23 protein-coding genes are annotated in these 25,722 nt (G+C 74.5%); 12 read left to right on the top strand and 11 right to left on the bottom strand.

What is annotated here, in order from left to right:
- Together ACZ6EJ_RS05245 and ACZ6EJ_RS05240 are read right to left on the bottom strand one after the other, a co-directional pair.
- Positions 1–1,306: trypsin-like serine protease (locus ACZ6EJ_RS05245; RefSeq protein WP_469264768.1), on the bottom strand; the 1,306-nt coding region annotated here is incomplete at its 3' end.
- A 235-nt stretch (positions 1,307–1,541) separates the two neighbouring features.
- Positions 1,542–2,198 (bottom strand): pirin family protein, encoded by a 657-nt coding sequence (locus tag ACZ6EJ_RS05240; protein ID WP_469264767.1) that lies wholly within the window; start codon positions 2,196–2,198, stop codon positions 1,542–1,544.
- Between the two features lie 111 nt (positions 2,199–2,309).
- Between ACZ6EJ_RS05240 and ACZ6EJ_RS05235 the strand changes: the two genes are divergently transcribed.
- From ACZ6EJ_RS05235 to fabF, 5 genes are all read left to right on the top strand, one after another.
- Positions 2,310–3,509, top strand: a complete 1,200-nt coding sequence (locus tag ACZ6EJ_RS05235; protein WP_469264766.1) for a PucR family transcriptional regulator — start codon at positions 2,310–2,312, stop codon at positions 3,507–3,509.
- 89 nt (positions 3,510–3,598) lie between these two features.
- Complete coding sequence (locus ACZ6EJ_RS05230; RefSeq protein ID WP_469264787.1) at positions 3,599–4,513, top strand: ACP S-malonyltransferase; 915 nt, start codon at positions 3,599–3,601, stop codon at positions 4,511–4,513.
- 11 nt (positions 4,514–4,524) lie between these two features.
- Complete coding sequence (locus tag ACZ6EJ_RS05225) at positions 4,525–5,556, top strand: beta-ketoacyl-ACP synthase 3 (RefSeq protein WP_469264765.1); 1,032 nt, start codon at positions 4,525–4,527, stop codon at positions 5,554–5,556.
- A gap of 63 nt (positions 5,557–5,619) precedes the next feature.
- On the top strand, positions 5,620–5,868 hold the full coding sequence (locus ACZ6EJ_RS05220) for an acyl carrier protein (RefSeq protein ID WP_014045780.1): 249 nt from the start codon (positions 5,620–5,622) through the stop codon (positions 5,866–5,868).
- Between the two features lie 76 nt (positions 5,869–5,944).
- The gene (fabF, locus tag ACZ6EJ_RS05215) at positions 5,945–7,207 is read left to right on the top strand and encodes a beta-ketoacyl-ACP synthase II (protein ID WP_469264763.1); all 1,263 of its coding nucleotides are present in this window, start codon (positions 5,945–5,947) and stop codon (positions 7,205–7,207) included.
- 97 nt (positions 7,208–7,304) lie between these two features.
- Here the strand turns inward: fabF and ACZ6EJ_RS05210 are convergent, their stop codons facing one another.
- Positions 7,305–7,799, bottom strand: coding sequence for a DUF3145 domain-containing protein (locus tag ACZ6EJ_RS05210; protein WP_469264761.1), 495 nt, complete (start codon positions 7,797–7,799; stop codon positions 7,305–7,307).
- A gap of 371 nt (positions 7,800–8,170) precedes the next feature.
- Between ACZ6EJ_RS05210 and ACZ6EJ_RS05205 the strand changes: the two genes are divergently transcribed.
- Positions 8,171–9,100 (top strand): SGNH/GDSL hydrolase family protein, encoded by a 930-nt coding sequence (locus ACZ6EJ_RS05205; protein WP_469264759.1) that lies wholly within the window; start codon positions 8,171–8,173, stop codon positions 9,098–9,100.
- A 383-nt stretch (positions 9,101–9,483) separates the two neighbouring features.
- Here ACZ6EJ_RS05205 and ACZ6EJ_RS05200 read toward each other — a convergent pair whose 3' ends face one another.
- The 3 genes from ACZ6EJ_RS05200 to ACZ6EJ_RS05190 all read right to left on the bottom strand — a co-directional run bounded on the left by ACZ6EJ_RS05200 (position 9,484) and on the right by ACZ6EJ_RS05190 (position 11,919).
- Positions 9,484–10,248: an EI24 domain-containing protein gene (locus tag ACZ6EJ_RS05200; protein WP_469264757.1), complete on the bottom strand. Its 765-nt coding sequence runs from the start codon at positions 10,246–10,248 to the stop codon at positions 9,484–9,486.
- A gap of 81 nt (positions 10,249–10,329) precedes the next feature.
- Entirely contained in the window at positions 10,330–10,758 is a 429-nt protein-coding gene (locus ACZ6EJ_RS05195) for an organic hydroperoxide resistance protein (RefSeq protein WP_469264755.1), read from the bottom strand.
- A gap of 141 nt (positions 10,759–10,899) precedes the next feature.
- The gene (locus ACZ6EJ_RS05190; RefSeq protein ID WP_469264754.1) at positions 10,900–11,919 is read right to left on the bottom strand and encodes an NADP-dependent oxidoreductase; all 1,020 of its coding nucleotides are present in this window, start codon (positions 11,917–11,919) and stop codon (positions 10,900–10,902) included.
- A gap of 147 nt (positions 11,920–12,066) precedes the next feature.
- Here ACZ6EJ_RS05190 and ACZ6EJ_RS05185 point away from each other — a divergent pair, with 147 nt between their 5' ends.
- The 4 genes from ACZ6EJ_RS05185 to ACZ6EJ_RS05170 all read left to right on the top strand — a co-directional run bounded on the left by ACZ6EJ_RS05185 (position 12,067) and on the right by ACZ6EJ_RS05170 (position 16,214).
- Positions 12,067–12,495, top strand: coding sequence for a MarR family winged helix-turn-helix transcriptional regulator (locus ACZ6EJ_RS05185; RefSeq protein WP_469264752.1), 429 nt, complete (start codon positions 12,067–12,069; stop codon positions 12,493–12,495).
- A gap of 184 nt (positions 12,496–12,679) precedes the next feature.
- Positions 12,680–13,246, top strand: coding sequence for a hypothetical protein (locus ACZ6EJ_RS05180; protein WP_469264750.1), 567 nt, complete (start codon positions 12,680–12,682; stop codon positions 13,244–13,246).
- Positions 13,247–13,416: 170 nt separating this feature from the next.
- A complete protein-coding gene (locus tag ACZ6EJ_RS05175; protein ID WP_469264748.1) occupies positions 13,417–14,454 on the top strand; it encodes a rod shape-determining protein in 1,038 nt (345 codons plus the stop codon).
- A 38-nt stretch (positions 14,455–14,492) separates the two neighbouring features.
- Positions 14,493–16,214: a GAF domain-containing protein gene (locus ACZ6EJ_RS05170; RefSeq protein ID WP_469264746.1), complete on the top strand. Its 1,722-nt coding sequence runs from the start codon at positions 14,493–14,495 to the stop codon at positions 16,212–16,214.
- Between the two features lie 16 nt (positions 16,215–16,230).
- Here ACZ6EJ_RS05170 and ACZ6EJ_RS05165 read toward each other — a convergent pair whose 3' ends face one another.
- Positions 16,231–16,662, bottom strand: coding sequence for an Lrp/AsnC family transcriptional regulator (locus tag ACZ6EJ_RS05165; protein ID WP_469264744.1), 432 nt, complete (start codon positions 16,660–16,662; stop codon positions 16,231–16,233).
- A gap of 182 nt (positions 16,663–16,844) precedes the next feature.
- Here ACZ6EJ_RS05165 and ACZ6EJ_RS05160 point away from each other — a divergent pair, with 182 nt between their 5' ends.
- Complete coding sequence (locus tag ACZ6EJ_RS05160; protein WP_469264742.1) at positions 16,845–18,332, top strand: AMP-binding protein; 1,488 nt, start codon at positions 16,845–16,847, stop codon at positions 18,330–18,332.
- A 76-nt stretch (positions 18,333–18,408) separates the two neighbouring features.
- The gene (locus ACZ6EJ_RS05155) at positions 18,409–19,719 is read left to right on the top strand and encodes a carboxyl transferase domain-containing protein (RefSeq protein WP_469264786.1); all 1,311 of its coding nucleotides are present in this window, start codon (positions 18,409–18,411) and stop codon (positions 19,717–19,719) included.
- A 60-nt stretch (positions 19,720–19,779) separates the two neighbouring features.
- Here ACZ6EJ_RS05155 and ACZ6EJ_RS05150 read toward each other — a convergent pair whose 3' ends face one another.
- The 4 genes from ACZ6EJ_RS05150 to ACZ6EJ_RS05135 form a co-directional block, all read right to left on the bottom strand.
- Positions 19,780–20,745: a hypothetical protein gene (locus ACZ6EJ_RS05150; RefSeq protein ID WP_469264741.1), complete on the bottom strand. Its 966-nt coding sequence runs from the start codon at positions 20,743–20,745 to the stop codon at positions 19,780–19,782.
- Between the two features lie 71 nt (positions 20,746–20,816).
- Positions 20,817–22,085 (bottom strand): MFS transporter, encoded by a 1,269-nt coding sequence (locus tag ACZ6EJ_RS05145; RefSeq protein WP_469264740.1) that lies wholly within the window; start codon positions 22,083–22,085, stop codon positions 20,817–20,819.
- A gap of 118 nt (positions 22,086–22,203) precedes the next feature.
- On the bottom strand, positions 22,204–24,738 hold the full coding sequence (locus tag ACZ6EJ_RS05140) for an ATP-binding protein (protein WP_469264738.1): 2,535 nt from the start codon (positions 24,736–24,738) through the stop codon (positions 22,204–22,206).
- 308 nt (positions 24,739–25,046) lie between these two features.
- Positions 25,047–25,718: a potassium-transporting ATPase subunit C gene (locus ACZ6EJ_RS05135; protein ID WP_469264736.1), complete on the bottom strand. Its 672-nt coding sequence runs from the start codon at positions 25,716–25,718 to the stop codon at positions 25,047–25,049.
- Positions 25,719–25,722: the final 4 nt, after the last annotated feature.

Genomic DNA, 25,722 nt, shown 5'->3' with positions numbered 1-25,722 from the left:
CCGAGACGTTGCCGTCCGCACCGTGGACGACCAGGTCGGCCTTGCCGTCCCCGCTCACGTCCGCGAAGTACAGGCGCCCCAGGTCGGCACCGGTGACGAAACGGCCCCAACCGGCCGACCAGTGCGTACCGCCGTCGAAGTACGCGCCCATGTTCTTGCGGACCGAGACGTTGCCGTCCGCACCGTGGACGACCAGGTCGGCCTTGCCGTCCCCGCTCACGTCCGCGAAGTACAGGCGCCCCAGGTCGGCACCGGTGAGGTAGCGGCCCCAGCCGGCCGACCAGTGCGTGCCGCCGTCGAAGTACGCGCCCATGTTCTTGCGGACGGCGATCTCACCGTCCGCGCCGTGGACGATGAGGTCGGCCTTGCCGTCGCCGGTCACGTCCGCGAAGTACAGGCGGCCCAGGTCGGTCCCGGTGAGGTAGCGGCCCCAACCGGTCGACATGGCGGTGCCCGGACCGAAGGTGCTGCCGAGGTTGCGGTGGACGACCACCGTGCCGTCGGCGCGCTGGAGGACGAGGTCGTCCTTGCCGTCGCCGTCGATGTCGGCGGGCGTGGTCTTCTCGCGGTCGACGACCGACTTCACCCACCCGGCCAGGTCGTCCACGCGGGTGTCGACCGCGCCCGTGCGGGTCTCGGCCGGGTCGGCGCCGAGGCAACCCCCCTGCCAGGAGCGGGAGGAGACGCTGACGAGCTGGGGGACGCCGTCGACCGTGCGCACCGCGGGGCCGCCGGTGTCGCCCTGGCACACCGTCGCGGTCTCCGAGCCGTCGAGGTGCACCGCCGTGTCCGTGGTGGAGGCGACGGTGAACGTGCCGGCGTGCAGTTGGTCGGGCACCCACGCGGTCTTCGTCCGTCCGAAGCCGGCCTTGGTCAGCTCCTCGCCGGCCGCGGCGGGCGCGTCGGCGATCCGCACGGGCTTGATCGCCGGATCGGTGATCCTGGTGCTGAGCCTGACCAGGACGAGGTCGCGGTCGGCGTGCGGAACCAGCCCGAGGGCCTGCTGGACGCTGCCGCCCGGCTGCGTCAGGTCGGTGCGGCCGACCGTGACCGTGGTGGCGAGGGCGGGCTTGCCGCCGGCGGGTATGCCGGCCGCGCCGAAACAGGAGGCCGCGGTGAGGACCCAGCGGGGCTCGACGAGCGAACCGGTGCAGGCGGCCTTGCCACCGATATCGATCTTGGCGGTGAAGTTCAGCCCGGTGGTGGCCGCGGCGCCGTCGAGGGCGGTCGCGGGAGCCGCGGTGAGCAGGGTGGCGAACGCCGCCACCGCGCTGGTGGCCCACACGACGCGCGAGCGTCTGGTCATGGAGTGTTCCTTTGCCGTGAGGCGTCCCGCGAGAGGGAGGCGCCCCGCTGCCGGGTGGGTCGGGCGGTCCGCTGCCGGACCGCCCGCGCGGACACCGGTTCTCGCCCTGGTGATCCGCCCCGAGGTCGCGGCGAGCATAACGGCCCGCTACTCAGCCGTAACCCCTGTTTTCGCAGCCTGGTGAGGGTGCGTCAGCGCCTCGCGGGGACCCGCTCACGGGCCGGCGCGACCATGATCAGTCCGCCAGCTCCCACACCAGCACCCGCGCCCCCGTCACCGCGACCGCCTCCAACCCCGCGGCGCCGGTGACGCGGGCCGCATCGCCGGCGCCCAACTCCTCGCCGCCCAGGTCGAGTCGGCCGTGCGCCAGATGGACGTACAGGCGTGCCGCGTCCGGGAGCGCGATGCGCTCGCCCGCGGTGAGCCCGTGCACGTGGAGCGTCGCGCCCGCGCCGGGCAGGGCGTACGGGGTGGAGTCGGCGGCGGCGCGGAGGACCGTGTACGCGGGGTCGCCGCCCGGCTCCGCGGGGGCGAGCCAGGTCTGGAGGAAGACCAGCGGTCGAGGGCCGTCGTTGCGTTCGACGTGGCGGACGCCCGAGGCCGCGCTCAGGTGGGCCGCGTCCCCGGCGCGGAGGACCGTGGCCCGCCCGGTCGAGTCGCGGTGGGTCAGCTCGCCCTCGACGACCCAGGAGACGATCTCCGTATGGCTGTGCGGGTGCTCGTCGAAGCCCGCGCCCGGCGCGAGCCGCTCCTCGTTGCAGGCCAGTACCGGGCCGAAGCGGAGGTTGTCGGGATCGTAGAAGCGGCCGAAGGACAGGGCGTGCCGGGTGTCGACGCCGGCGGCCGGGTCGCCGCCCCGGTAGCGGTCCTCGGACCGGTGTACGGATATCACCCGGCCACCGTAGCCCCGCGGCGTCCACCAGGCGTTCGCGTACCCACCGGTACGGGGCGCCCCTCGCCCCGGCCCACCGGAGCCCCGGTCCGATGAGGCAGTCTTGTCCTCGTGCCCCGACCCGATCCTGAGCAGTCCGCCGCCCACGACGCCCACCTGCACGCCGCGACCCTGAAACGGCTGGAGCGGTCCTCCGGCAGGCTGGCCGCGAACGCGATCGCCCGCATGGACGAGACGCTGCCCTGGTACCGGGCGATGCCCCCGGAGAACCGTTCCTGGATCGGCCTGGTCGCCCAGGCCGGCATCGCCGCGTTCACGGAGTGGTTCCGGCGCCCGGAGACGCCGCAGGCGATCTCGACCGACGTGTTCGGCACCGCGCCCCGCGAACTGACCCGCGCCATCACCCTGCGCCAGACCGTGGAGATGGTGCGCACCACGATCGAGGTCATGGAGACGGCGATCGAGGAGGTGGCCGCCCCCGGCGACGAATCGGTGCTGCGCGAGGCGCTGCTCGTCTACGCGCGGGAGATCGCCTTCGCCACCGCCCAGGTCTACGCCCAGGCCGCCGAGGCGCGGGGCGCGTGGGACGCCCGACTGGAATCGCTCGTGGTGAACGCGGTGCTGTCCGGCGAGGCCGACGAGGGGGCCGTCTCGCGGGCCGCCGCGCTCGGCTGGAACTCGCCCGAGCACGTCTGCGTCATCCTCGGCACCGCCCCGGACGGGGACAGCGAGCTGACCGTGGAGGCCATCCGGCGCGCCGCCCGCCACGCGAAGCTCCAGGTCCTGACGGGGGTGCTGGGCCACCGCCTGGTGGTCATCGCGGGCGGCAGCGACAACCCGCTCCAGGTGGCCAAGGGGCTCATCGGCCCGTACGCCGCCGGGCCGGTCGTCGCGGGGCCCGTGGTGCCGGACCTGCTGGCGGCGACCCGGTCCGCGCAGGCGGCGGCGGCCGGGCTGAAGGCGTGCTCGGCGTGGCAGGACGCCCCGCGCCCGGTCCTCGCGGACGATCTCCTCCCGGAGCGCGCGATGGCCGGGGACCCGGCAGCGCGGGACCAGCTGGTGGAGGAGATCTACAGACCGTTGGAGGAGGCGGGCTCCGCTCTCCTGGAGACGCTGAGTGTCTATCTCGAGCAGGCGAGCAGCCTGGAGGGGGCCGCGCGGATGCTGTTCGTGCACCCCAACACCGTGCGCTACCGGCTGCGACGTGTGACCGACGTCACCGGATGGTCCCCCTCCGATGTGCGCTCCGCGTTCACGCTGCGGATCGCCCTCATCCTGGGGCGCTTGGCGGCGGCCGATCCTCAGTCCTAGACTTTTGTGGAACTTCAACAATTCCCCCGACGGTTCTTCGTCCCTGTCCCCACGGGTGTCCGGGGCCGTCCACAAGAGAGAGTGTGAGGGTGCTCGTACTCGTCGCTCCCGGCCAAGGCGCTCAGACGCCCGGCTTCCTGACTCCCTGGCTCGACCTCCCCGGCGCCGCCGACCGCATCGCGGCCTGGTCCGACGCCATCGGGCTCGACCTCGCCCACTACGGCACGCGGGCCGACGCGGACGAGATCCGCGACACGTCCGTGGCCCAGCCGCTCCTGGTCGCCGCCGGGCTGCTGTCGGCCGCCGCCCTGGACGCCTCGCCCTCCGTCGTCGCGGGCCACAGCGTCGGTGAGATCACCGCCGCCGCGCTCGCCGGCGTCATCGAGGACGAGGCCGCACTGCGCTTCGTCCGTGTCCGCGGGCTCGGCATGGCCGAGGCCGCAGCGGTCACCGAGACCGGCATGGCGGCCCTGCTCGGCGGCGACCCCGCCGTGACGGTCCCGCACCTGGAGAAGCTCGGGCTGACCCCGGCCAACGTCAACGGCGGCGGCCAGATCGTCGCCGCGGGCACCGCGGCCCAGCTCGCCGCCCTGGAGGCGGACAAGCCCGAGGGCGTGCGCCGGGTGGTCGCGCTCAAGGTGGCCGGCGCGTTCCACACGCACCACATGGCCCCGGCCGTGGAGAAGCTGCGCGCGGCCGTCGGCGACCTCACGGTCTCCGACCCGACCGTGACGTACGTCTCCAACGCCGACGGCCACACCGTCGCCTCCGGCACCGAGGTCATCGCCCGGCTGGTCGGGCAGGTCGCCAACCCGGTCCGCTGGGACCGGTGCATGGAGACCTTCCAGGCCCTGGGCGTCACCGCACTCGTCGAGCTGAGCCCCGGCGGCACGCTGACCGGGCTCGCCAAGCGCGCGCTGCCCGGCGTCAAGACGCTCGCGCTCAAGACCCCCGACGACCTCGACGCGGCACGCGCGCTCATCTCCGAGCACGCGGGCAGCTAAGGAGCCCGAGCATGGCGAAGATCAAGCCCAGCAAGGGCGCCCCGTACGCGCGCATCCTCGGGGTCGGCGGCTACCGCCCCACCCGGATCGTGCCGAACGAGGTGATCCTCGAGACGATCGACTCCTCCGACGAGTGGATCCGCTCCCGCTCCGGCATCGTCACCCGCCACTGGGCCTCCGAGGAGGAGACCGTGGCCGTGATGTCGATCGAGGCGTCCGGCAAGGCCATCGCCGCGGCGGGCATCTCGCCCGAGCAGATCGGCGCGGTCGTCGTCTCGACCGTCTCGCACTTCAAGCAGACCCCGGCCGTCGCCACCGAGATCGCCCACAGGATCGGCGCGGGCAGGCCCGCCGCCTTCGACATCTCGGCCGGCTGCGCGGGCTTCGGCTACGGCCTGACGCTCGCCAAGGGCATGGTCGTCGAGGGCTCGGCGGAGTACGTCCTCGTGATCGGCGTGGAGCGGCTCAGCGACCTGACCGACCTGGAGGACCGCGCGACGGCCTTCCTCTTCGGTGACGGCGCGGGCGCGGTCGTCGTCGGCCCCTCGGCGGAGCCGGGCATCGGCCCGACCGTGTGGGGCTCCGAGGGCGACAAGTCCGAGACCATCAAGCAGACGGTGGCGTGGAACGACTTCCGCCTCGGCGACGTCTCGCAACTGCCGCTCAACGCACGGGGCGAGGTCAAGTTCCCGGCCATCACGCAGGAGGGCCAGGCGGTCTTCCGCTGGGCCGTCTACGAGATGGCGAAGGTCGCCCAGCAGGCGCTGGACGCGGCCGGGATCGCCCCGGAAGACCTGGACGTCTTCATTCCGCACCAGGCCAACATGCGGATCATCGACTCGATGGTGAAGACCCTGAAGCTGCCGGAGCACGTCACGGTCGCCCGTGACATCGAGTCCACCGGCAACACGTCCGCCGCCTCGATCCCGCTCGCCATGGAGCGGCTTCTGGCGTCCGGTCAGGCGAAGAGCGGCGACACCGCGCTCGTCATCGGCTTCGGGGCGGGTCTCGTCTACGCCGCCACGGTCGTTACCCTCCCCTAGGCACACCGGACCTTCCGGTCCGTATGCACGAACCCTGAAGAAACCCACCGAAGGAGCGCCAAGATGGCCGCCACGCAGGAAGAGATCGTCACCGGTCTCGCCGAGATCGTCAACGAGATCGCCGGTATCCCGGTCGAGGACGTCCAGCTCGACAAGTCCTTCACCGACGACCTGGACGTCGACTCGCTGTCCATGGTCGAGGTCGTCGTCGCCGCCGAGGAGCGCTTCGACGTCAAGATCCCCGACGAGGACGTCAAGAACCTCAAGACGGTCGGCGACGCTGCCGACTACATCCTGAAGCACCAGGGCTGATCCCAGCCCGGCTGTGTCGCCACCCGGCGGTGGCGCCGCTGATTCACGACCCTCTACACGTGGAGAAGATCTTCCAGTGAACTCGACCAATCGCACCGTGGTCGTCACCGGTATCGGCGCAACCACTCCGCTGGGTGGCGACTCCGCATCGACCTGGGAAGGGCTGATGGCCGGCAGGTCCGGCGTCAGGCTCCTCGAAGGCGAGCGCTTCGCCGAACTGCCCGTCCGGATCGCCGCCCTCGCGGCCGTCGATCCGGCCGACGTGCTCCCCCGCCCGATGGCCCGCAAGCTGGACCGGTCCGCGCAGTTCGCGCTGATCGCGGCCCGCGAGGCCTGGGCGGACGCGGGCTTCACCGGCAAGGCCGGCGAGGACGCCTCGATCCGCCCCGAGCGCCTGGGCTCGGTCATCGCCTCCGGCATCGGCGGCGTGACCACCCTGCTCGACCAGTACGACGTGCTCAAGGAGAAGGGCGTACGCCGCGTCTCCCCGCACACCGTTCCCATGCTCATGCCCAACGGCCCGGCGGCCAACGTCGGCCTGGAGGTCAACGCCCAGGCCGGCGTCCACACGCCCGTCTCCGCCTGCGCCTCGGGCGCCGAGGCGATCGGGTACGCCGTCGAGATGATCCGTACCGGCCGTGCCGACGTGGTCGTGGCCGGCGGCACCGAGGCGGCGATCCACCCGCTGCCCATCGCCGCGTTCGCCAACATGATGGCGATGTCCAAGAGCAACGACGAGCCGGAGAAGGCCTCGCGCCCGTACGACACCCGCCGGGACGGCTTCGTCCTCGGCGAGGGCGCGGGCGTCGTCGTCCTGGAGTCCGCCGAGCACGCCGCCGAGCGCGGCGCGAAGGTCTACTGCGAGGTGCTGGGCCAGGGCCTGTCCGCCGACGCCCACCACATCGCGCAGCCCGAGCCCACCGGCCGGGGCATCGCCGCCGCGATGCAGAACCTGCTGGACTCCAGCGACCTCAAGCCGTCCGAGGTGGTGCACCTCAACGCGCACGCCACGTCGACGCCGCAGGGCGACATCGCCGAGATCAAGGCGCTGCGCAAGGTGCTGGGCGACGACCTGGACCACGTCGCGATCTCCGCGACCAAGTCGATGACGGGTCACCTGCTGGGCGGCGCCGGCGGCATCGAGACCGTCGCGACGGTCCTCGCGCTGCACCACCGCACGGCCCCGCCGACCATCAACGTGGACGACCTCGACGCGGAGATCGACGCGGACGTCGTGCGCGGCGAGCCGCGTGCGCTGCCCGAGGGGCCGATCGCGGCGATCAACAACTCGTTCGGGTTCGGCGGTCACAACGTGGTGCTGGCGTTCCGCTCCGTGTGACGCGCCGCCGCCCCGGCCGTACGTGACGAAGCCCGCTTCCCTGTCCTTCCGGGAGGCGGGCTTCCGTGTGCGCGGGGGACGTCCCGGCCGGCGGGGCTCACACCACCTGGTGGAGCCAGCGGACCGGGGCGCCCTCGCCCGCGTGGCGGAAGGACTCCAACTCGTCGTCCCAGGGCTTGCCCAGGAGGGCGGCGATCTCCGCCTCCAGGTCGCTCTCACCGCGCGTCGAGCGGGCCAGGGCCGCCCTCAGCCGGTCCTCGGGGACCAGGATGTCGCCGTGCATACCGGTGACGGCGTGGAAGATGCCGAGACCGGGGGTGGCGCTGTAGCGCTCGCCCTCGGCGGTGGGGCACGGCTCGGCGGTCACCTCGAAGCGCAGCAGGTCCCAGCCGCGCAGGGCGGAGGCGAGCTGGGAGGCGGTGCCGGGGCGGCCCTGCCAGGAGAACTCGGACCGCCAGGTGCCGGGGGCGGCCGGCTGTCTGATCCAGTCCAACTGGACCCTCCCGCCGAGCACGCCCGCCACCGCCCATTCGACGTGCGGGCACAGCGCGCGTGGTGCGGAGTGCACGTACAGGACTCCACGTGTCGTCACCGGAACCTCCCGTGTGGGACGAGGTACGCCTTACCCAGCAGCCTCGCGCCCGTACCGCCTCTTTCCGGCCGGTTCCCGAGGTTGTCATCAGTAAACAGCATCGGGAGTTAATCTCCTGAAAAAGGACAGTATGTGACGTGCCGTAACGTACCGGAGCCACCCGTGTGCGCGGGCGGGCGGGACGCCACTGGTTCGACGGGGAAAAGCTACCGTGCGCCGGGGCCGTCCGTGTGACGTACCGTCGGTCCCGAGTCCCTGACGCGCGCCCCTTCCACCCGGCCGGGCGCGCCCGTGCGCGGCGCGGGGGCGGCGGTTTTGCCGGGGGCACGCCCCGTGGCATGTGCCGGGGCCCGAACGGAGGAGAGCGGCGAATGCCGGAGCGTATTTCACGCCTGCGGATGCGTACCGTCGCCGTGCTGACGGCGCTGGCGTGCGCGGGCGCGGCCGTGCTGACCGGCTGCGGCGGGGGCTCGGAGGGCGCGCCACCGCGCACGGCGCCCGACGCCTCGCGCGGGGGTGCGCCCGCGCCCACGCCCTCGCCCACCCCGGACTGGAACCCCCGGCCGGGGTCGCTCGCGGCGGTCGGGGACTCCATCACGCGGGGCTTCGACGCCTGCTCGGTGCTGGCCGACTGCCCCGAGGTGTCGTGGGCCACCGGGAACGACGGCGCGGTGCGCAGCCTCGCCGTTCGACTGCTCGGCCCGCTGAGGGCGGCGGACCGCAGTTGGAACCACGCGGTGTCGGGGGCCCGGATGGCGCAGTTGCCCGAGCAGATGGCGCTGGCGGCGAAGGACCGGCCGGATCTCGTCACCGTGATGATCGGGGCGAACGACGCGTGCCGGGACTCGGTACGGCTGATGACGCCGGTGGCGGACTTCCGGGCGTCCTTCGAGGCGTCGATGCGCCGGTTGCGGGCCGGGGCCCCCGAGGCGCGGGTCTACGTGTCGAGCGTGCCGGACCTCAAGCGGCTCTGGTCGACGGGGCGGGTGAACGAGCTGGGCAAGAAGATCTGGGAGCTCGGCATCTGCCCGTCCATGCTGGCCGACGCGGACGATCTGGGCCCGGCGGCCGCGGCCCGGCGGGACGCGGTGCGGGAGAGGGTGGTGGCGTACAACGGGGTGCTGCGGGAGGTGTGCGCGCGGGACCGGCTCTGCCGGTACGACGGCGGGGCGGTGTTCGACTTCCGCTTCACCGGGGCGCAACTGAGCCCGTGGGACTGGTTCCACCCGAGCCGCGACGGCCAGGCCCGGCTGGCGGAGATCGCCCACCGCACCATCACGGCGGCCCGGCCTCCGGCGTAGGCGGGGGGGTGCGCGCTCCGGCGTGGGGGGTGAGGTGTGGGGCGGTGCGCGCTCCGGCGTCGGCGCGGGGCGCGGGGGTGCGGGACACGGCTGCGGCGTAGGGGCGCGGAGTGTGGGGCGCGCTCCGGCGGGGGCGCGGGGTGCGGTGCGCGCTCCGGCGTAGGCACGAGGGCGCGGGGCGCAAGCGCGTGTGCGCCCCTGCGCCGTCACATGGTGGCGTGAAACAGCCCGTCGGCGACCGGAAGCGGCGGGCCATGGCCGCAGCGCGGTGGTACGAGGCCGGGTGGCGGCCTCCTTGGCCGTACGCGCGGCGCGGCGGCCTCCTCGGCCGGGGACGCGCCCCGCCGGCCGGGCTCGGCCGCCGCAGCCGGTACGCGCCCCCGTCAGGCGGGTTTGACCGCCGGGGCCGGGTGCGGGGCCACCAGGTCGCGGGCCATCAGGGTGGCCCCGGCGACGGCTCCCGGCATGAGGAACACCGCGACGAACGGGACCAGGAACGCGAGGGTCAGCGGGACGCCGAAGCCGAGCACCAGCATCCGCCGGCCGCGCAGCAGGACCAGCCGGTCCTTCAGCACCATGCCCCGGCGCTGGAGGGCGACCGCGGTCAGCTCCTCGGCCAGGAAGTAGCCGGAGACGCAGAAGCCGAGCGCGGGGACGACGGTCTGGCCGACGACCGGGATGAAGCCGCAGGCGAAGAGGACGATCCCGTACAGGGCGACGCGGAGCAGGACGCGCACGGAGTCGCGGGCGGAGATCCACAGCTCCCGCCAGAGCGGCAGTCCGGACTCGGGGACCTCGCCGCCCTCGCTGCGGTCGACCTCCTCGGAGAGCGACTCGTAGAACGGCTGGCCGACCAGGAGCGTGACGGCGGTGAAGGTGATGACCGCGAGGAACAGGCCGAAGACGAAGACGAGCGCGGTCAGCCCGTTGCGCAGCAGGCCCGCCCAGGGCGAGGACCAGTCGTCGGCGAACGGGGTGGCCCAGGCCGCGAGGTCGTCCGCGCCGTAACCGAGTCCGACGAGCGCTCCCGCGTACACGACGAGGGTGACGAGTCCGGGCAGCAGCCCGAAGCCGAACCATCGCCCGTGTCGGGCAACCCAGCGCTGCCCCTTCATCAAGTAGCCGAAGCCCGCCCCGAGATCGCTCATGGTCGTCAGCGTACTGGCGTGCGGAGAGCGGCGAGGACCGCACCCCGGACGGGGGTGCGGTCCTCGCGCGGCGGGCTCGGGTCAGGCGACCGAGAGCTCGACCTTGATGTTCCCGCGGGTGGCGTTCGAGTACGGGCAGACCTGGTGGGCCTTCTCGACGAGCGCCTGGGCGGTGTCCCGGTCGACGTTCGGGATGGAGGCGGTGATCGCGACCTCCAGGCCGAAGCCGCCGGACTCGTTCTTGCCGATGGAGACCGAGGCGGTCACCGTCGAACCGGAGATGTCGGCCTTCTCCTGGCGGGCGACGACGCCCAGCGCGCCCTGGAAGCAGGCGCTGTAGCCGGCCGCGAAGAGCTGCTCGGGGTTGGTGCCCGCTCCGCTGCCGCCCATGGCCTTCGGCGGGTTGACGACGACGTCGAGCTGGCCGTCGTCGGAGGAGACGCGGCCGTCACGGCCGTTCTCGGCGGTGGCGACGGCGGTGTAGGCGACGTCGATCTTCTGAATGGACATGATGTGAGGATTCCTCCAGTTGGTGCGCCGCGGCTCGCGCCCACGATCACGGCGGCCTGCGGTCGAGCCTAGCGCGTGGCCGGGGTGGGCCGGGGCGGACGGGCGTTGCGGATGGTTGCGGGGACGGGCCCCGGCGGCGGGTCAGGCCAGCGAGACGATCATCTTTCCGGTGTTCTCGCCGCGGAGCAGGCCGACGAACGCGTCGTAGCCGTTCTCGATGCCCTCGACGACCGTCTCGCGGTACTTCAGCTCGCCCGAGGCCAGCCAGCCGGCGACCTCCCGGACGAACTGCGGCTGGAGGTCGGCGTGGTCGCCCACGAGCATTCCCTGGAGGCGGAGCCGCTTGCCGATGATCAGCGCCATGTTGCGCGGGCCGGGCGTCGGCTCGGTCTCGTTGTACTGGGCGATCATGCCGCAGATGGTGGCGCGGCCGTGCACGTTGAGCGCGCCGATGGCGGCTTCCAGGTGGTCGCCGCCGACGTTGTCGAAGTAGACGTCGATGCCGTCGGGGGCCGCCTCGGCGAGCTGGTCGCGGACGGGCCCGTTCTTGTAGTTGAACGCGGCGTCGAAGCCGTACTCCTCGACGAGGAGCTTCACCTTCTCGTCGGAGCCCGCGGAGCCGATGACCCGCGAGGCGCCCTTGAGCTTGGCGAGCTGGCCGACCTGGCTGCCGACCGCTCCGGCCGCCCCGGAGACGAAGACCGCGTCGCCCTCCTTGAAGGAGGCGACCTCGAACAGGCCCGCGTAGGCGGTGAGCCCGGTCATGCCGAGCACGCCGAGGTAGGCGGAGAGCGGGGCGAGGTCGGGGTCGACCTTGACGGCGCGCTCGGCGGGCACGTCGGCGATCTCGCGCCAGCCGAGGCCGTGCAGGACGTGGTCCCCGACCGCGAACCGGTCGTCGGCGGAGGCGATGACCTCGCCGACCGCGCCGCCGTCCATGGGGCGGTCGAGCTGGAAGGGCGGGGTATACGACTTGACGTCGTTCATCCGGCCGCGCATGTACGGGTCGACCGAGAAGTACTTGTTGCGGACGAGGACGCGGCCTTCGGCCGGAGCGGCGACCGCGGCCTCACGCAGCGCGAAGTCCTCGGCCTTCGGCCAACCGTGCGGGCGGGCGATCAGGTGCCATTCACGGCTGGACGCGGGAAGTGCTGCAGACATGGGCTCGGGTTCTCCTCAATGTCCTACGGGGGTGCGAAGCGTCCGCGGCGCCCGTGGCTTCGGGAGCCGTACGAAAAGCTTCATTACATGAAACAACCATGCTCCTGCATATTTCATGTTGTCAAGTAAATCGGTACGCTGTCCTCCATGGCCACCCGTACAGACCCCCTGACCCTTGAGGTCGTCGAGTTGATCGGCGCCGTCGTCGCGCGCTATCACGAGGAGTACGACCGGGCCGCCGCCGAGCACGCCCTCACCGGGGCGCAGGCGCGGGTGCTGGGGCTGCTCGCGGCCGAGCCCCTGCCGATGCGGAAGATCGCCCTCAAGCTGAAGTGCGAGCCGTCGAACGTGACGGGGATCGTCGACCGGCTGGAGGCGCGCGAGCTGGTCGAGCGCCGGCCGGACCCGGCCGACCGGCGGGTGAAGCTGGCCGCCGCCACGGAGAAGGGCGCGCGCACGGCGCGGGAGCTGCGCAGTTCGCTGGACTTCGCCCGCGAGCCGCTGGCCGGGCTCTCCGAGACCGAGCGCACGGCCCTGCGGGACCTGCTGCGCCGGATGCTGGCCGAGGAGGGGTGAGCGTACGGCGGGCGGGGCGGCGTGAGCGTCCAGCGCGCGGGGAAGGGCGGGCGGCGCGCGCGGGGGCGGGCGTGAGCGCCTGGCGCGCGGGGGGGGGCGGCGAGAGGACCTGCTCGCCGCCCAGGCGCTTCGTGAGCGCCTGGCGCGCGGGGCGGCGGGCGGCGTGCGCGGGAGGATGGGCGGTATGAGCGCCCCCGCCCCCTTCGGCCCCCTCCAGTTCCAGCTCGTCCTGCTCCGCCGGATGGCCGACCACCAGCCCGAGCTGGTCGACGAGGCGCGGCGCCGGCTCGGCGCCTCCCCCGCCGACCTGCGGGAGGCGAACCGCCGCTGGCAGGCCATGGTGCGCGCGCCCCGCGGCCGGGGCTCCCTGCGGCGCTACCGCTCGGTGCTCGGCGCACCGGAGACCGCGGTGGCGCGCCGGATCGGGGACCTGGAGTGGGAGGCGCTGCTGTGGCCGGTGCCGCTCTGGCCGGACCTGCGGTTCGAGGTGACGGCCGCGCCGGGCGGGGCCGTGTGGAACGCGTGGCTGGTGCGGGCCCCCGGAGCGGCGGGCCCCCGGCTCGTCTCCCCCGACACGCTGCGCCCCTGGTCGTGCACCGTGGACGAGGCGGCCCGCGCCTTTCCCCCGGCGCGGCCCATGGAGGGCAGCGCGCCGACCCGGTGGGCGCTGTCGGTCACCGATCCGGAGACCGGGCGCGCACGCGTCGCCGAGTTCACCTGGGGCCTGTTCCAGCGGCTGCTTCCGGGCTGAGCCCGCCGGGGAGGCGTACCGGCGCCCCCGCCCCGCCCACCTGGCAGCCCGTCAGCTCCCGTGCCCCCGACGGCGCAGCCCAGCGCGCGCCGAGGGCCGGGCGGCGCGACGATGCGAGGAGGGGCCGGCTGCCGCCGGCGCCCCCATCCGCGTTCTCGGGAGAGCCTGCCGTGACCGTCACCCTTGAGCAGTTGCAGCGTTGCCACATCGGCGTCGATCTCGGGGCCGCGAGGACCCGCGTGTACGTCAAGGGGATCGGGCTCGTGGTCGACGAGCCGAGCGTCGCCGCCGTCAACACCCGCACCGGCTCCCTCATCGCCGTCGGCACGCTCGCCGAGCAGATGACCGGCCGCACCCCCTCGTACATCCGGGTGGCCCGGCCGGTGTCCGGCGGCACCGTCGTCGACATCGAGATGGCCCAGCGGATGCTGCGCCATCTGCTCGGCGACAGGCTCCGCCGCCAACTGCGCCGCAAGCCGCGCCTGCGCGCCGCCGCCTGCACCCCGCACGAGGCCGACCCGCTGGCGCAGCGCGCGACGGTGGAGACGCTGGTCGGGCTCGGGGCGCGCCGGGTGGAGCTGGTCGACACCCTGATCGCCGCCGCCGTGGGGTGCGGGCTGCCGGTGGAGCAGCCCACCGCCACCATGATCATGGTGTGCGGGGCGGCCACCACGCAGATCGCGGTGCTCTCGCTCGGCTCGATCGTGACCGCCGTCCGCATCCCGGTCGGCGGCAACGCGATCGACGACGCGGTGGTCCAGCACCTGCGCCAGCACCATGAGCTGATGCTGCCGAGCCAGTCCGTGCGCCCGCTGCAACTGGCACTGCACGGCAACGGGCTCCAGCTCACCGGCCCCGCCCTGACCGAGATCCACGGCCGTGACGTGGCCACCGGGCTGGCCCGCTCGGTGCAGGTCGACACCGCCGCCGTACGGCAGGCCATCCACACCCCGCTCACCGCGGTGCTCGACGGGGTGGGCAAGGTGCTGCGCGCGTGCCCGCCCGATCTGGTGGCCGACCTCGCGGACCGCGGGATCATGATGGTGGGCGGCAGCGCACTGCTCCCCGGTCTCGACCAGATGCTGCGCGACGCGACCGGTATGCCGGTGGAGATCGCGGAGCGCCCCGACGCCTGCTCGGTGCTCGGCCTCGGCGCGATGCTGGACGGCAAGGTCCAGCCGATGTCCCTCAACCCGCTGGCCGGCTGAGTCCGCCGGCGGGGCCGGGGCGCGGGGCGGACGGCGCGATGGCCGACGGACGCGGCGGGGCCGGGCCCGTACCGGCCGGGCATCGCGACCCGGCCGCGATCGAGCGGCTGCCGATGCTGCTGGAGGCCGTCCTCAACGTCGGCAGCGACCTGGAACTGGGCGCGACCCTCCAGCAGATCGTCGACACCGCCACCGCGCTGACCGGGGCCGACCGGGGTTCGCTGGGGGTCCTGGAGCCCGGACGCGACCGGATCGACGCGCTCTACACCGCCGGGACGACGACGGCGGCGGACCGGCAGCACCCTCGCCGCGCCCCGGACGAGCCGGTCGGACCGCCCGATGCTCCGGACGGGTCGGACGGACCGCCCGATGCTCCGGACGGGCCGGGCGCCCCGTCGGACGGGTCGCACGGGCCGGACGGCCTGGACGGCTCGGGCCGGGGCGCTCTTCCCGTACGCCCCGACGCGTCGGACGCCGTGGGGCCGGGACAGGAGCGTGCGCCGGCGCGTCGGAGTTTCCTGCACGCCCCGATCCGGGTGCACACCGAGATGTTCGGCCACCTCCACCTGGCCGGGAAGCGGTCGGGGCCCTTCACCGACACCGACCGGGCCCTGCTGCGGGCCCTCGCCTCGCAGGCGGGCATCGCGATCGGCAACGCCCGGCTCTACGAGACCGCCCGGCAGCGCGAACGCTGGATCGAGGGGGCGGCCGCCGTCACCACGGCCCTGCTGACCGGCACCGACGCGGCCGACGCGCTGATGACGGTGGCCGAGCGGGCGCGGATGCTGGCGGGGGCCTCGGCCGGGGTGATCCTCCAGCCGACGGAGGAGGGCGGGATGGAGATCGTCACCGCCTCCACGCCGGACGACCCGGCGGGCCTCGTCGGCACGGTGATCGAGCCCGGTTCGCCGGTGCTGGTCCAGCTCCTCGGGGGCGAGCCGGTCTTCGTCGAGGACTCGGCCACCGATCCCCGGATGACCACCGGCGTACGCTCGCGCTTCGGGCCGAGCATGATGCTGCCCCTCCAGAGCGGGGGGCGGCTCATCGGCACCCTCGCGCTCCCCCGGCGGCGCGGCGAACCGCCGTACACGGACCTGGACCGGCTGCTGGCGACCCAGTTCGCCTCGCAGGCCGCGCTGGCGCTGGTGATGGCGGACGCGCAGGCCGACCGCGAGCAGCTCGCGGTGTACGAGGACCGCGACCGCATCGCCCGCGACCTGCACGACCTGGTCGTCCAGCGGCTCTTCGCCACCGAGATGATGTTGGAGTCCACCCGCCGCCGGGCCGCCTCGGAGGAGGCCGGCGGCAGCGGGGAGCCGCACCCCGGCCCGGTGGGCGAGGGGACCGGCGCGCTGCTGGGGCGGGCCGTGGACGAGCTGGACTCCACCATCCAGGAGGTGCGCACCGCGATCTTCGCCCTCCAGCAGCCGCCCGCCGAGGCCCCGAGCACCTTCCGGGGGCGGGTGCTGCGGGAGACCGGGGGCGCGTCGGCCCTGCTGGGGTTCGCGCCGTCGGTCCACTTCACCGGGCCGGTGGACGCGCTGGTGGACGACGCGACGGGGCGGGAGCTGCTCGCGGCGCTGCGCGGGGCGCTGGCCGCCGCGCACCGCAGGCCCGGCGTCCGGGCGATCGAGGTCGAGGTGGACGCCCCGGTCCGACTGCCGGACGGGCGGCGGGGGGTCCGGCTGATGGTCGCGGACGACGGACGCGGCGAGGACGGCGAGCGGTCGACGACGGTGACCTGGCACGCGCCCCTGTGAGCCGGGGCCCGCCCGGTCAGCGGTCCGGGGCCGCCCGCAGGGCGATCCGGGTGGCGGAGTGGGCGACGCCCGCTTCCCGCTTCAACCGGCGCAGCAGGGCGTCCAGCGCTCCGGGGTCGGCGGCGGTGGCCCGTACGAGGTAGTCGTGGCCGCCCGTCACGTGGACCACCTCCGTGATGCCGGGCAGCATCAGCACGGAGCGCTCGAACTCCTCGTTCGTCGTGTCCAGGCGCAGCGTCACGTCGATGAAGACCACCAGGCCCGAACGGGTGTCGGCGGCCGGGTCGACGATGACGGTGAAGCCCCGGATCACCCCGTCGCGGCGCATCCGGCGCACCCGGTCGCCCGCCGCGTTGGCGCTGAGCCCCACGCGGACGCCCAGGTCCCGGTACGAGATCCGCGCGTCCTCCTGGAGAATGCCGAGGATTTCCCTGTCCAACCGGTCCATACCACGATTGTCCCAGTTCGCCGGGATATCGTCTTGGAGTGTCCTCGACCGGGCGACCGGCGGCCGTGCGGGTCGGTCCGGCGGGCGGCGACCGGCGGCCGCGCGCCGGAGGCGGGGTGACGCTGCCCTCATCGGGTCCGCGGCCCGGCCCGACACCGGTGCGAGGCTCTAGGCTGCCCGGCGTGACCCTCCTTCTTCCCGCGCTCCAGTCCCCCACCGGTCCGGCCGCCGCACGGGAGGCCGTGCGCTTCGGCGACCTCCGTCTGACGTACGGCCGGCTGGCCGACGCGTCGGCGGCGCTCGCCGCCCGTATCGCGGGCGCGGACCGGGTCGCCGTCTGGGCCTCCGCGACGCCGGAGACGGTGATCGCGGTCGTCGCGGCCCTCCGCGCCGGGATTCCGGCCGTACCGCTCAACCCCCGTACCGGCGAGCGGGAGTTGGCGCACATCCTGGCCGACAGCGCGCCCTCGGCCGTCCTGGCGGGGCCGGACGCCGAGCTGCCCCCGGCCCTGGCGGGGCTGCGGCGGGCAGCGGTGGACGCACGGGCCGACGCGGCGGCCGGCGCCCCGGCGGGCCCGGCCGCCCCCGCCGCGGTCGCCTCCCCCGACTCCCCCGCGCTGATCGTCTACACCTCCGGGACCACCGGCCCGCCCAAGGGGGCCGTGCTGCCCCGGCGGGCCGTCGCCGCGTCGCTGGACGCCCTGGCGGACGCCTGGGACTGGACCGGGGACGACGTCCTGGTCCACGCGCTGCCCCTGTTCCACGTGCACGGGCTGATCCTGGGCGTCCTCGGCCCGCTGCGGCGCGGCGGCTCCGTACGCCACCTGGGGCGGTTCTCGCCCGAGGGGGTGGCCCGCGAGCTGGCGGACGGCGGCACGATGCTCTTCGGCGTACCGACCATGTACCACCGGTTGGCCGAGGCGCTGGACGCCCCGGCGACCGCCCCCGCACGCACCGCGCTCGCCGGGGCGCTGGCCGGGGCCCGGCTGCTGGTCTCCGGTTCGGCGGCGCTCCCCGTCCACGACCACGAACGCATCGCGGCGGCGACCGGACGGCGGGTGATCGAGCGGTACGGGATGACGGAGACCCTGATGAACACCGCGATCCGGGCGGACGGCGAACCGCGCCCCGGCACGGTCGGCCCGCCGCTCGCCGGGGTGGGGCTGCGCCTGGTCGAGGACGACGGGACCGTGCTCGACGGGCCGGCGGCCATCGGGGAGATCCAGGTCCGGGGGCCGAACCTGTTCACCGGCTACCTGAACCGCCCCGACGCCACCGCCGCCGCCCACACGGCGGACGGCTGGTTCCGGACGGGCGACGTCGGCACGGTGGACGAGGACGGGTACGTCCGCATCGTCGGCCGCCGGGCCACCGACCTGATCAAGAGCGGCGGCTACAAGATCGGCGCGGGCGAGATCGAGAACGTTCTGCTCGCCCACCCCGGCGTGCGGGAGGCGGCCGTCACGGGCGAGGCGGACCCCGACCTCGGGGAGCGCGTCGTCGCCTGGATCGTCGCGGCGGACCCGCAGTCGCCGCCGGACGCCGCCGAGCTGGCCGACCACGTCGCCGCCCAACTGGCCCCGCACAAACGCCCGCGCACCGTGCGCTACCTGGACGCCCTGCCCCGCAACGACCTGGGCAAGATCATGAAGAGGTCGCTCCGTGCCTGACCCCACGCCGCCCGACCCGTCCGCCGCCCGCCCCTCCGCCTCCCCGACGCCGGTCCGGACGACGGCGCGGGAGGCGATCGCGCTGCTCACCGGCCCGGACGGTTTCACCGAGCACGTGCCGCCCGCCCGCACCCTGCCGCCCGACGGGCCGCTCGGCTGGACGGGGTACGACGCGGCGCGGGAGCGGGCGGCGGCCCGGACCGGCGAGGAGGAGTCCGTCGTGTACGGCCTCGGGGTCGTCGGCGACCGCCCCTGCGTGCTCCTCTCCTTCGAATTCGGCTTCCTGGGCGGCTCGTTGGGCCAGCGCACCGGCGACCGGCTGGAGGCCGCGTACGCGCTGGCCCTGGAGCGGCGGCTGCCGCTGCTCTCCCTCGTCGCCACCGGCGGGAGCCGGATGCAGGAGGGCATGGTCGCGCTCACCCAGCTCCAGCGGGTCGCGGCCGCCTCCGCCCGGTTGCGCGCGGCCGGACTCCCGCAGCTCGCCGTGGTCCGCGACCCGACGACCGGCGGGGGCTGGGCCACCGTGGGGGCGGGCTCCGACGTGGTGCTGGCGCTGCCCGGCGCGCAGGTGGGCTTCGCCGGCTCCCGCGTGCGCCCGGCTGACGCGGAGCCGTACGCGTACAGCGCCGAGGGCCAGTGGGCGGCGGGCCAGGTCGACGCGGTCGTCCCGCCCGAGGAGCTGGCCGCCACCGTGGGGCACTGGCTGCGCGCGCTCGGCCCGCACGAGGCGCCGCGCACCGCCCCGACGCCCCGCGCGCTGTCGGAGGCCCGCCTCCCGGAGACCGGGCGGGAGGCGGTGGAGCAGGCCCGCTCCCCGCGACGCCCGCGCGCGGGGGCCTACCTGGCGGACTACTTCGCCGTACGCCTCCCCCTGCACGGCGACCGCTGCGGCGGTACGGACGCGGGGGTGCTGTGCGGCTTCGGGCTGCGCGCCGACGGGCAGCCCGTCGCGTACGTCGCCCAGTGCGGGACCGCGACCCGCCCGGCCGGATACCGTACGGCGGCCCGGACGATCCGGCTCGCCGACCGGCTCGGCGTCCCCGTGCTCACCCTGGTCGACACCCCCGGCGCCGCCAACGACGCCGAGGCGGAACGGGCGGGCGCGGGCGCGGCCATCGCGGACACGTTCGCGGCCGTCGCGGCGGCTCGGGTCCCGGTGACGACGCTGGTGATCGGCGAGGGCGGATCGGGCGGGGCGCTGGCCCTCGCGGCGCCGGACAACACCCATGTCACGGCGGACGCCTACTTCTCCGTCATCGCCCCCGAACCGGCCGCCTCGATCCTCAAACGCCCGCCGTCCGAGAGCGGGGCCACCGCCGACCAGTTGCGGCTGCGCCCCCAGGACCTGGTGGAGCTGGGCGTCGCCCGCTCGATCGTCACCCGGTAGCCGCCCGCGCCGTGCGGGCGGCGGCGGGCGGCCGGCGGTCGCCGGGGCGTACGGCGTCGGTCACTCGTGGTAGACGGAGTGGACCCGGTCCAGACGGCCCGCGCGCAGGTCGGCGTAGCGGACCATCCAGGCCAGGGTGCCCTCGGCCTGACGCCAGAAGGCGCCCGCGTTGACCTCGGCGAGGCACAGCCACGGTTCGGTGTGCTCCATGTGGCAGTTGTCCGGCACATACCCGTTGCCGATCGCCGCGGTGAGGGCCCGCAGGTGCAGCTCCTCGAACCTCTCCGGCGCCTCCCTGACGAGGGGCACGGCCTCTTCCCGCAGGGCGGCGAGGACGTCCCCCTGGTCGGTGTCCCACCCGTGGGGGATCACTTCGGCCCCGCGCAGCTTCAGGTCGCTCTCGTGCCGGCCCGGCGACGCCGGGTGGGGGACCCGCGAGCGGTACTCCTCGAGGGCGGCCACGAACAGGGGGTCCAACTGCCAATCCCGAACGAGGTCGCCGGGGGTCTCCCCCTCGGCGGGCTCCTCCTCCACCCAGGTCTCGCCGAGGACGTCCCACTCGGCGGGCTCCGTCAGGATCAGGGTCTGGCGGCTCAGGAGGTCGAACGGCTCCACCGCCTCCTCCACACCGTCCCGGCTGAAGACGGCGGGGTTGGCCCGCTCGACCATCTCGACGCCAGGGGGCACGTAGACGACCGACAGCGGATCGTCGTCGGCCTGCCAGTAGTCCGATTCGGCGAACAGCAGCAGGTGGCCCTCGCGGGTGACCCAGTCGTCCAGGGGCTGCTTCGGTATCGCCGCCAGATCGAGGCAGGCCACGAACTGGGTCCCCCACTCCCAGGGGACGTCCGCCGGCATCCGGGGGAGCCCCCCGGCATAGCCGACCACGCGGTCGCCGGGGCCGGGGTCGTCGTAGACGCCCCTGATCCCGACCGCCGGCTGGACATGCCACAGAATGCGGGTGACGGCGTCCTCGGACACCCCGTACTGACGGGCGTGCGCCCGGAACTGCTCTGCGTAGGACATGCGCTCATCCTTGCGCATCCCACTGACGGTCCCGTCGCCGAGGGAGTCGGCCGATCGAAGGGGCCGGGCCCCTACGGCTGCGGGTCGCGGGCGTCGTAGCGGGCGAAGCCGCGCCACTTCAGGGCGAGCAGGGCCACGGCCGCCACGCACGCGACGCCGCCGCCGGTGATCGCCGCGGCCGGGGAGACGGCGTCGGCGACCGAACCGGCCACGAAGTCCCCCAACCGGGGCCCGCCCGCGACGACGACGATGAACACGCCCTGGAGCCGGCCGCGCATCTCGTCGGGCACGGCCGCCTGGAGCATGGTGTTCCGGAAGACCATGGAGACGGTGTCCGCGCACCCGGCGAGCGCCAGGAAGAGCAGCCCGAGCCAGAGGTTCCGGGTGAGGCCGAAGACGGCGACGGCCGCGCCCCAGCAGCCGACGGCCAGCAGGACCGCGAGCCCGTGCCGCCGGACGCGCCCGAGCCAGCCGGAGAACACCCCGCCGAGCAGCGCGCCGAGGGCGGGGGCGGCGACGAGCAGTCCGGTGGTCCGCGCGTCACCCCCGTACCAGAGGACGGCGACGACCGGGAAGAGCGCGCGGGGGTGGGCGAGCACCATGGCGCACAGGTCGGTGAAGAAGGTCATCCGCAGGTTGGGCCGGGTCCCGAGGAACCGCAGCCCGTCCAGGACCGAGGCCCGCTTTCCGGCCGCCCCCTTTTCGCCCCGGTCGGGCAGCATCGAGGGCAGCCGCCACATCGCGTACAGGGAAGCGGTGAAGGTGAGGGCGTCCACGGTGTAGGCGGCCCGGTACCCCCACCAGCCGACGATCAACCCGCCCAGCATCGGCCCGACGAGCGCGCCCGTCGTGCTGGTCATGGAGTTCAACGCGTTCGCGGCGGGGAGCTGTTCGGGCGGCAGCAGCCGGGCGACCATGGAGGAGCGGGCCGGTGCGTTGAGGGCGAAGCAGACGGCCTGGAGGGCGACGACCGCGTACAGCAGGCCGACCCGTTCGACCCCCGCCACGCTGACGGCCACCAGGACCAGGGCCAGGACGAACGAGCCGGCGGCGCTGGACAGCCCGAGCTTGCGCCGGTCGACGGTGTCCGCGACGGCTCCGCCGTAGAGCCCGAAGACGACGAGCGGCACCAGCGAGCAGAAGCCGATGAGCCCCACGGAGAACGCGGAGCCGGTGATGTCGTAGACCTGGAGCGAGACCGCCAGCGCCGTCATGCCCTGGCCGACCCACGAGACGGTGTTCCCGAACCAGAGCCGCCGGTAGTCGGGCGAGAGCCGCAGCGGCGTGAGGTCGGCGAGTATCCGGGGGCGGGGCGCGGACGGCCGGGTCGTTTCGGTCACAGGGGATGGTAGCCGGGTGGTCTCGGGGCGCGTCCCGGTCCCGTGGGGCGAGGTCCGGCCGCAGAGCGTCGGCGTGCGGCGCGCCGAGGCGCGACCCGCCACCGGCCTCGTACCGGTCTCATGCCGGCTTCTCCGCCGGGCGCGACGGGGGGAGCCCGTCCGCCGTGGGCAGGCTGAGCACCATGGTGAGACCGCCTCCGGGGGTGTCCTCCGCCGTCACCGTGCCGCCCATCGACTCCGCGAAGCCGCGGGCCACGGCGAGGCCGAGGCCGACGCCCTCACCGCGCGGGGCGTCCCCGCCCCGCTGGAAGGGGCCGAAGATGCGGTCCTTGGCCTCGTCGGGGACGCCGGGTCCGCGATCGACGACGCGGAGCTCGACGCGGTCGGCGAGGGCGCTCGCGGCGACGAGGACCGGCTCTCCGGCCCGGCTGTGCCTGACGGCGTTCTCGACGACGTTGGCGACGGCCCGCTCCAACAGGCCGCGGTCCACGGCGACCATCGGGAGCGTCTCGGGGATGTCCAGTTCGACACGGTCCGCTGGGACGCCGAGCAGCGCCATCGGGACGACCTCGTCGAGGTCGGTCTCCCTGATCACGGCCGTGACGGCGCCGGTCTCCAGGCGGGACACGTCGAGGAGGTTGCCGATGAGGTGGGCGAGCCGGTCGGCGCCGTCCTCGATGTTCGCGAGGAGGGCCGCGTGGTCCTCGTCCGACCACTCCACGTCGTCCGCCCGCAGGGAGGAGACGGACGCCTTGATCCCGGCGAGCGGCGTCCGCAGGTCGTGGCTGACCGCGGCCAGGAGCGAGGTGCGGATCCTGTTGCCCTCCGCGAGCTTGCGGGCCTCCTCCGCCTGGCCGAGGAGGCGTTGGCGGTCCAGGACGACGGCCGCCTGGGCGGCGAAGGCCCCCAGGACCCGGCGGTCCTCGGCCGGCAGGACGCGGCCGGTCAGGGCGAGGGCGAGACGGTCCCCGACGGGCAGGTCCACGTCCGCGTCCTCGGGGCGGTCCGCCCGGCGGGGGCCGACGGCGGCGACGCACGACCAGGGCCCGGCGTCGCCGGCGCGCTCCAGCAGCGCCACCGACTCCATGGCGAAGGTCTCCCGGAGCCGTTCCAGCAGGGCGTCCAGCCCGGTCTCCCCGCGCAGCACACTGCCGGCGAGGAAGGAGAGCGTCTCCGCCTCCGCCCGCAGCCGGGCCGCCTGATGCGTGCGGCGCGCGGCGAGGTCCACCACGGAGGCGACCGAGACCGCGACGCCGACGAAGATCACCAGGGCGACGATGTTGTCCGGATCGGCGATCGTGAGCTTGCGGACGGGCGGCGTGAAGCACCAGTTGAGAAGCACGGTACCGACGGCCGCGGACGCCAGGGCCGGCCGGAGCCCGCCCAGCAGGGCGGCGGCCACGGTCAACGCCAGGAAGAGCAGGACGTCGTTGGCCAGGCCGACGTCGGGCAGGGCCCCGCCCAACAGCAGGGTGAGCAGGGCGGGTCCGGCGAGACCGACGACCCAGCCCCACAGGGTGCGGGACCGGCCCAACCGCCCCCGACCGGCGGTCGGCAGGCCGCGGCCCTTCGCCACCTCGTCGTGGGTGACGATGTGGACGTCCAGGTCCGGGCCCGACTCGCGGGCGACCGTGGCGCTGACCCCCGGCCCGAAGGCGTACTGCCAGGGGCGGCGCCTGCTGACTCCGACGACGACCTGGGTGGCGTTGACCCCGCGCGCGAACGCGAGCAGCCCGGTGGGGACGTCGTCGCCCACCACGTGGTGGAAGGCGCCCCCGAGGTCCTCCACGAGCGTCCGCTGGAGCGCCAGTTCCCTCGGCGAGGCGGCCGTGAGCCCGTCGCTGCGCGAGACGTACACGGCGAGGACCTCCCCGCCGGCTCCCTTCTCCGCGAGGCGGACGGCCCGCCGGATGAGGGTGCGGCCCTCGGGACCGCCGGTGAGGCCGACGACGATCCGCTCCCGAGAGCCCCAGATCTTCGAGACCCGGTGCTCGGTCCGGTACGCCTGGAGGTACTCGTCGACCCGGTCGGCCGTCCACAGCAGAGCGAGTTCGCGCAGGGCGGCGAGGTTGCCGGGGCGGAAGTAGTGGGAGAGCGCCGCGTCGACCTTGTCCGACGTGTACACGTTGCCGTGCGCCATCCGGCGGCGCAGCGCCTGTGGCGACATGTCGACCAGCTCGATCTGGTCGGCGCGCCGGACGAACTCGTCCGGAACCGTCTCCCGCTGCCGGATGCCGGTGATCGACTCGACCACGTCTCCCAGGGACTCCAGATGCTGGATGTTGACCGTCGACACGACGTCGACGCCCGCCGCGAGCAGTTCCTCGACGTCCTGCCAGCGCTTGGGGTTGCGGGAGCCGGGCACGTTGGTGTGGGCGAGCTCGTCGACGAGCGCCACGGCGGGGCGGCGGGCGAGGACCGCGTCGACGTCCATCTCGGTGAAGACGGCCCCCCGGTACGCGATCTCCTGGCGCGTCACCGTCTCCAGGCCGTGCAGCATGACCTCCGTGCGCGGCCTGCGGTGGTGCTCGACGAGGGCGACGACGCAGTCCGTGCCGCGCTCCACCCGGCGATGGGCCTCGGAGAGCATCGCGTACGTCTTGCCGACGCCCGGCGCCGCGCCGAGGTAGATCCGGAGCTTTCCGCGTCCCATGGTGATGTGCGCCGCCGTTCTCGTGTCCGGTGGGGGTCGGTGGGGGCCGTTCTCGTGTCCGGTGGGGGTCGGTGGGGGCCGTTCTCGTGTCCGGTGGGGGTCGGTGGGGGCCGTGCTCGTGTCCGGTGGGGCCGGTGGGGGCCGTGCTCGTGTCCGGTGGGGCCGGTGGGGGCCGTGCTCGTGTCCGGTGGGGGTCGGGCTCGGTCCCCAGCGGATCGGCGGGCGGTCGGCGGTCGGTCGGCGGTCGGCGGGTCGGGCGGGCCGCCGCCCGGAGCCGCGCCGGTCCCGCCGCCGCCCGGCCGAGGCCGTCAGCGCCCGGCCAGGAGGTCCCTGAGCGCGATGTTGAGCTTCAGGACGTTGACGCGGGGCTCGCCGACGAAGCCCAGGACGCGGCCCTCGGTGTGGTCGGCGACCAGCCGCTCGACCGCGGCCGCGTCGAGCTGGTTGCGCTCCGCGACCCGGTGGACCTGGAGCTTCGCGTACGCCGGGGAGATGTGCGGGTCCAGGCCGGAGCCGGAGGAGGTGACCGCGTCGGCGGGGACGTCGGACGGCCTCACCCGGTGTCCGGCGGTGGAGTTGTCCGCGACGACGGCGGACCGGGCGTCCTCGACCCACCGGATCAGTTCGGCGTCGTCACCCGCGCGGTTGGTCGCGCCGGACAGGAGCAGCCGGTACCGGGTGTTGACGGAGTTGGCGCCCAGGCCGTTGGAGGGGCGCGGCTGGAACCACCGCAGGTCCGGGGCCGGGGTCTCCTCGCCCTCCCCGAGCGGCAGGTCGTAGCGCTGGCCGATGAGTTCGGAGCCGACGGTCCTGCCTCGGCCGTCCGTGATCTCGGAGCCGTTGGCCTTGGACGGGAAGGCGGCCTGGGCGACGCCGGTGACGGCGAGGGGGTACAGCACGCCGCACACGGCGGTCAGGACGAGGAGGGCGCGGAGTGCGGCCCAGAGCAGTCGTCCCGCGCTTCCTACGGAGTTGTTCATGATC

Source organism: Streptomyces sp. NPDC041970, assembly GCF_055588985.1.
The sequence above is the reverse complement of the archived record's forward strand: the minus strand, read 5'-3'. Positions and strand labels throughout refer to the sequence as shown.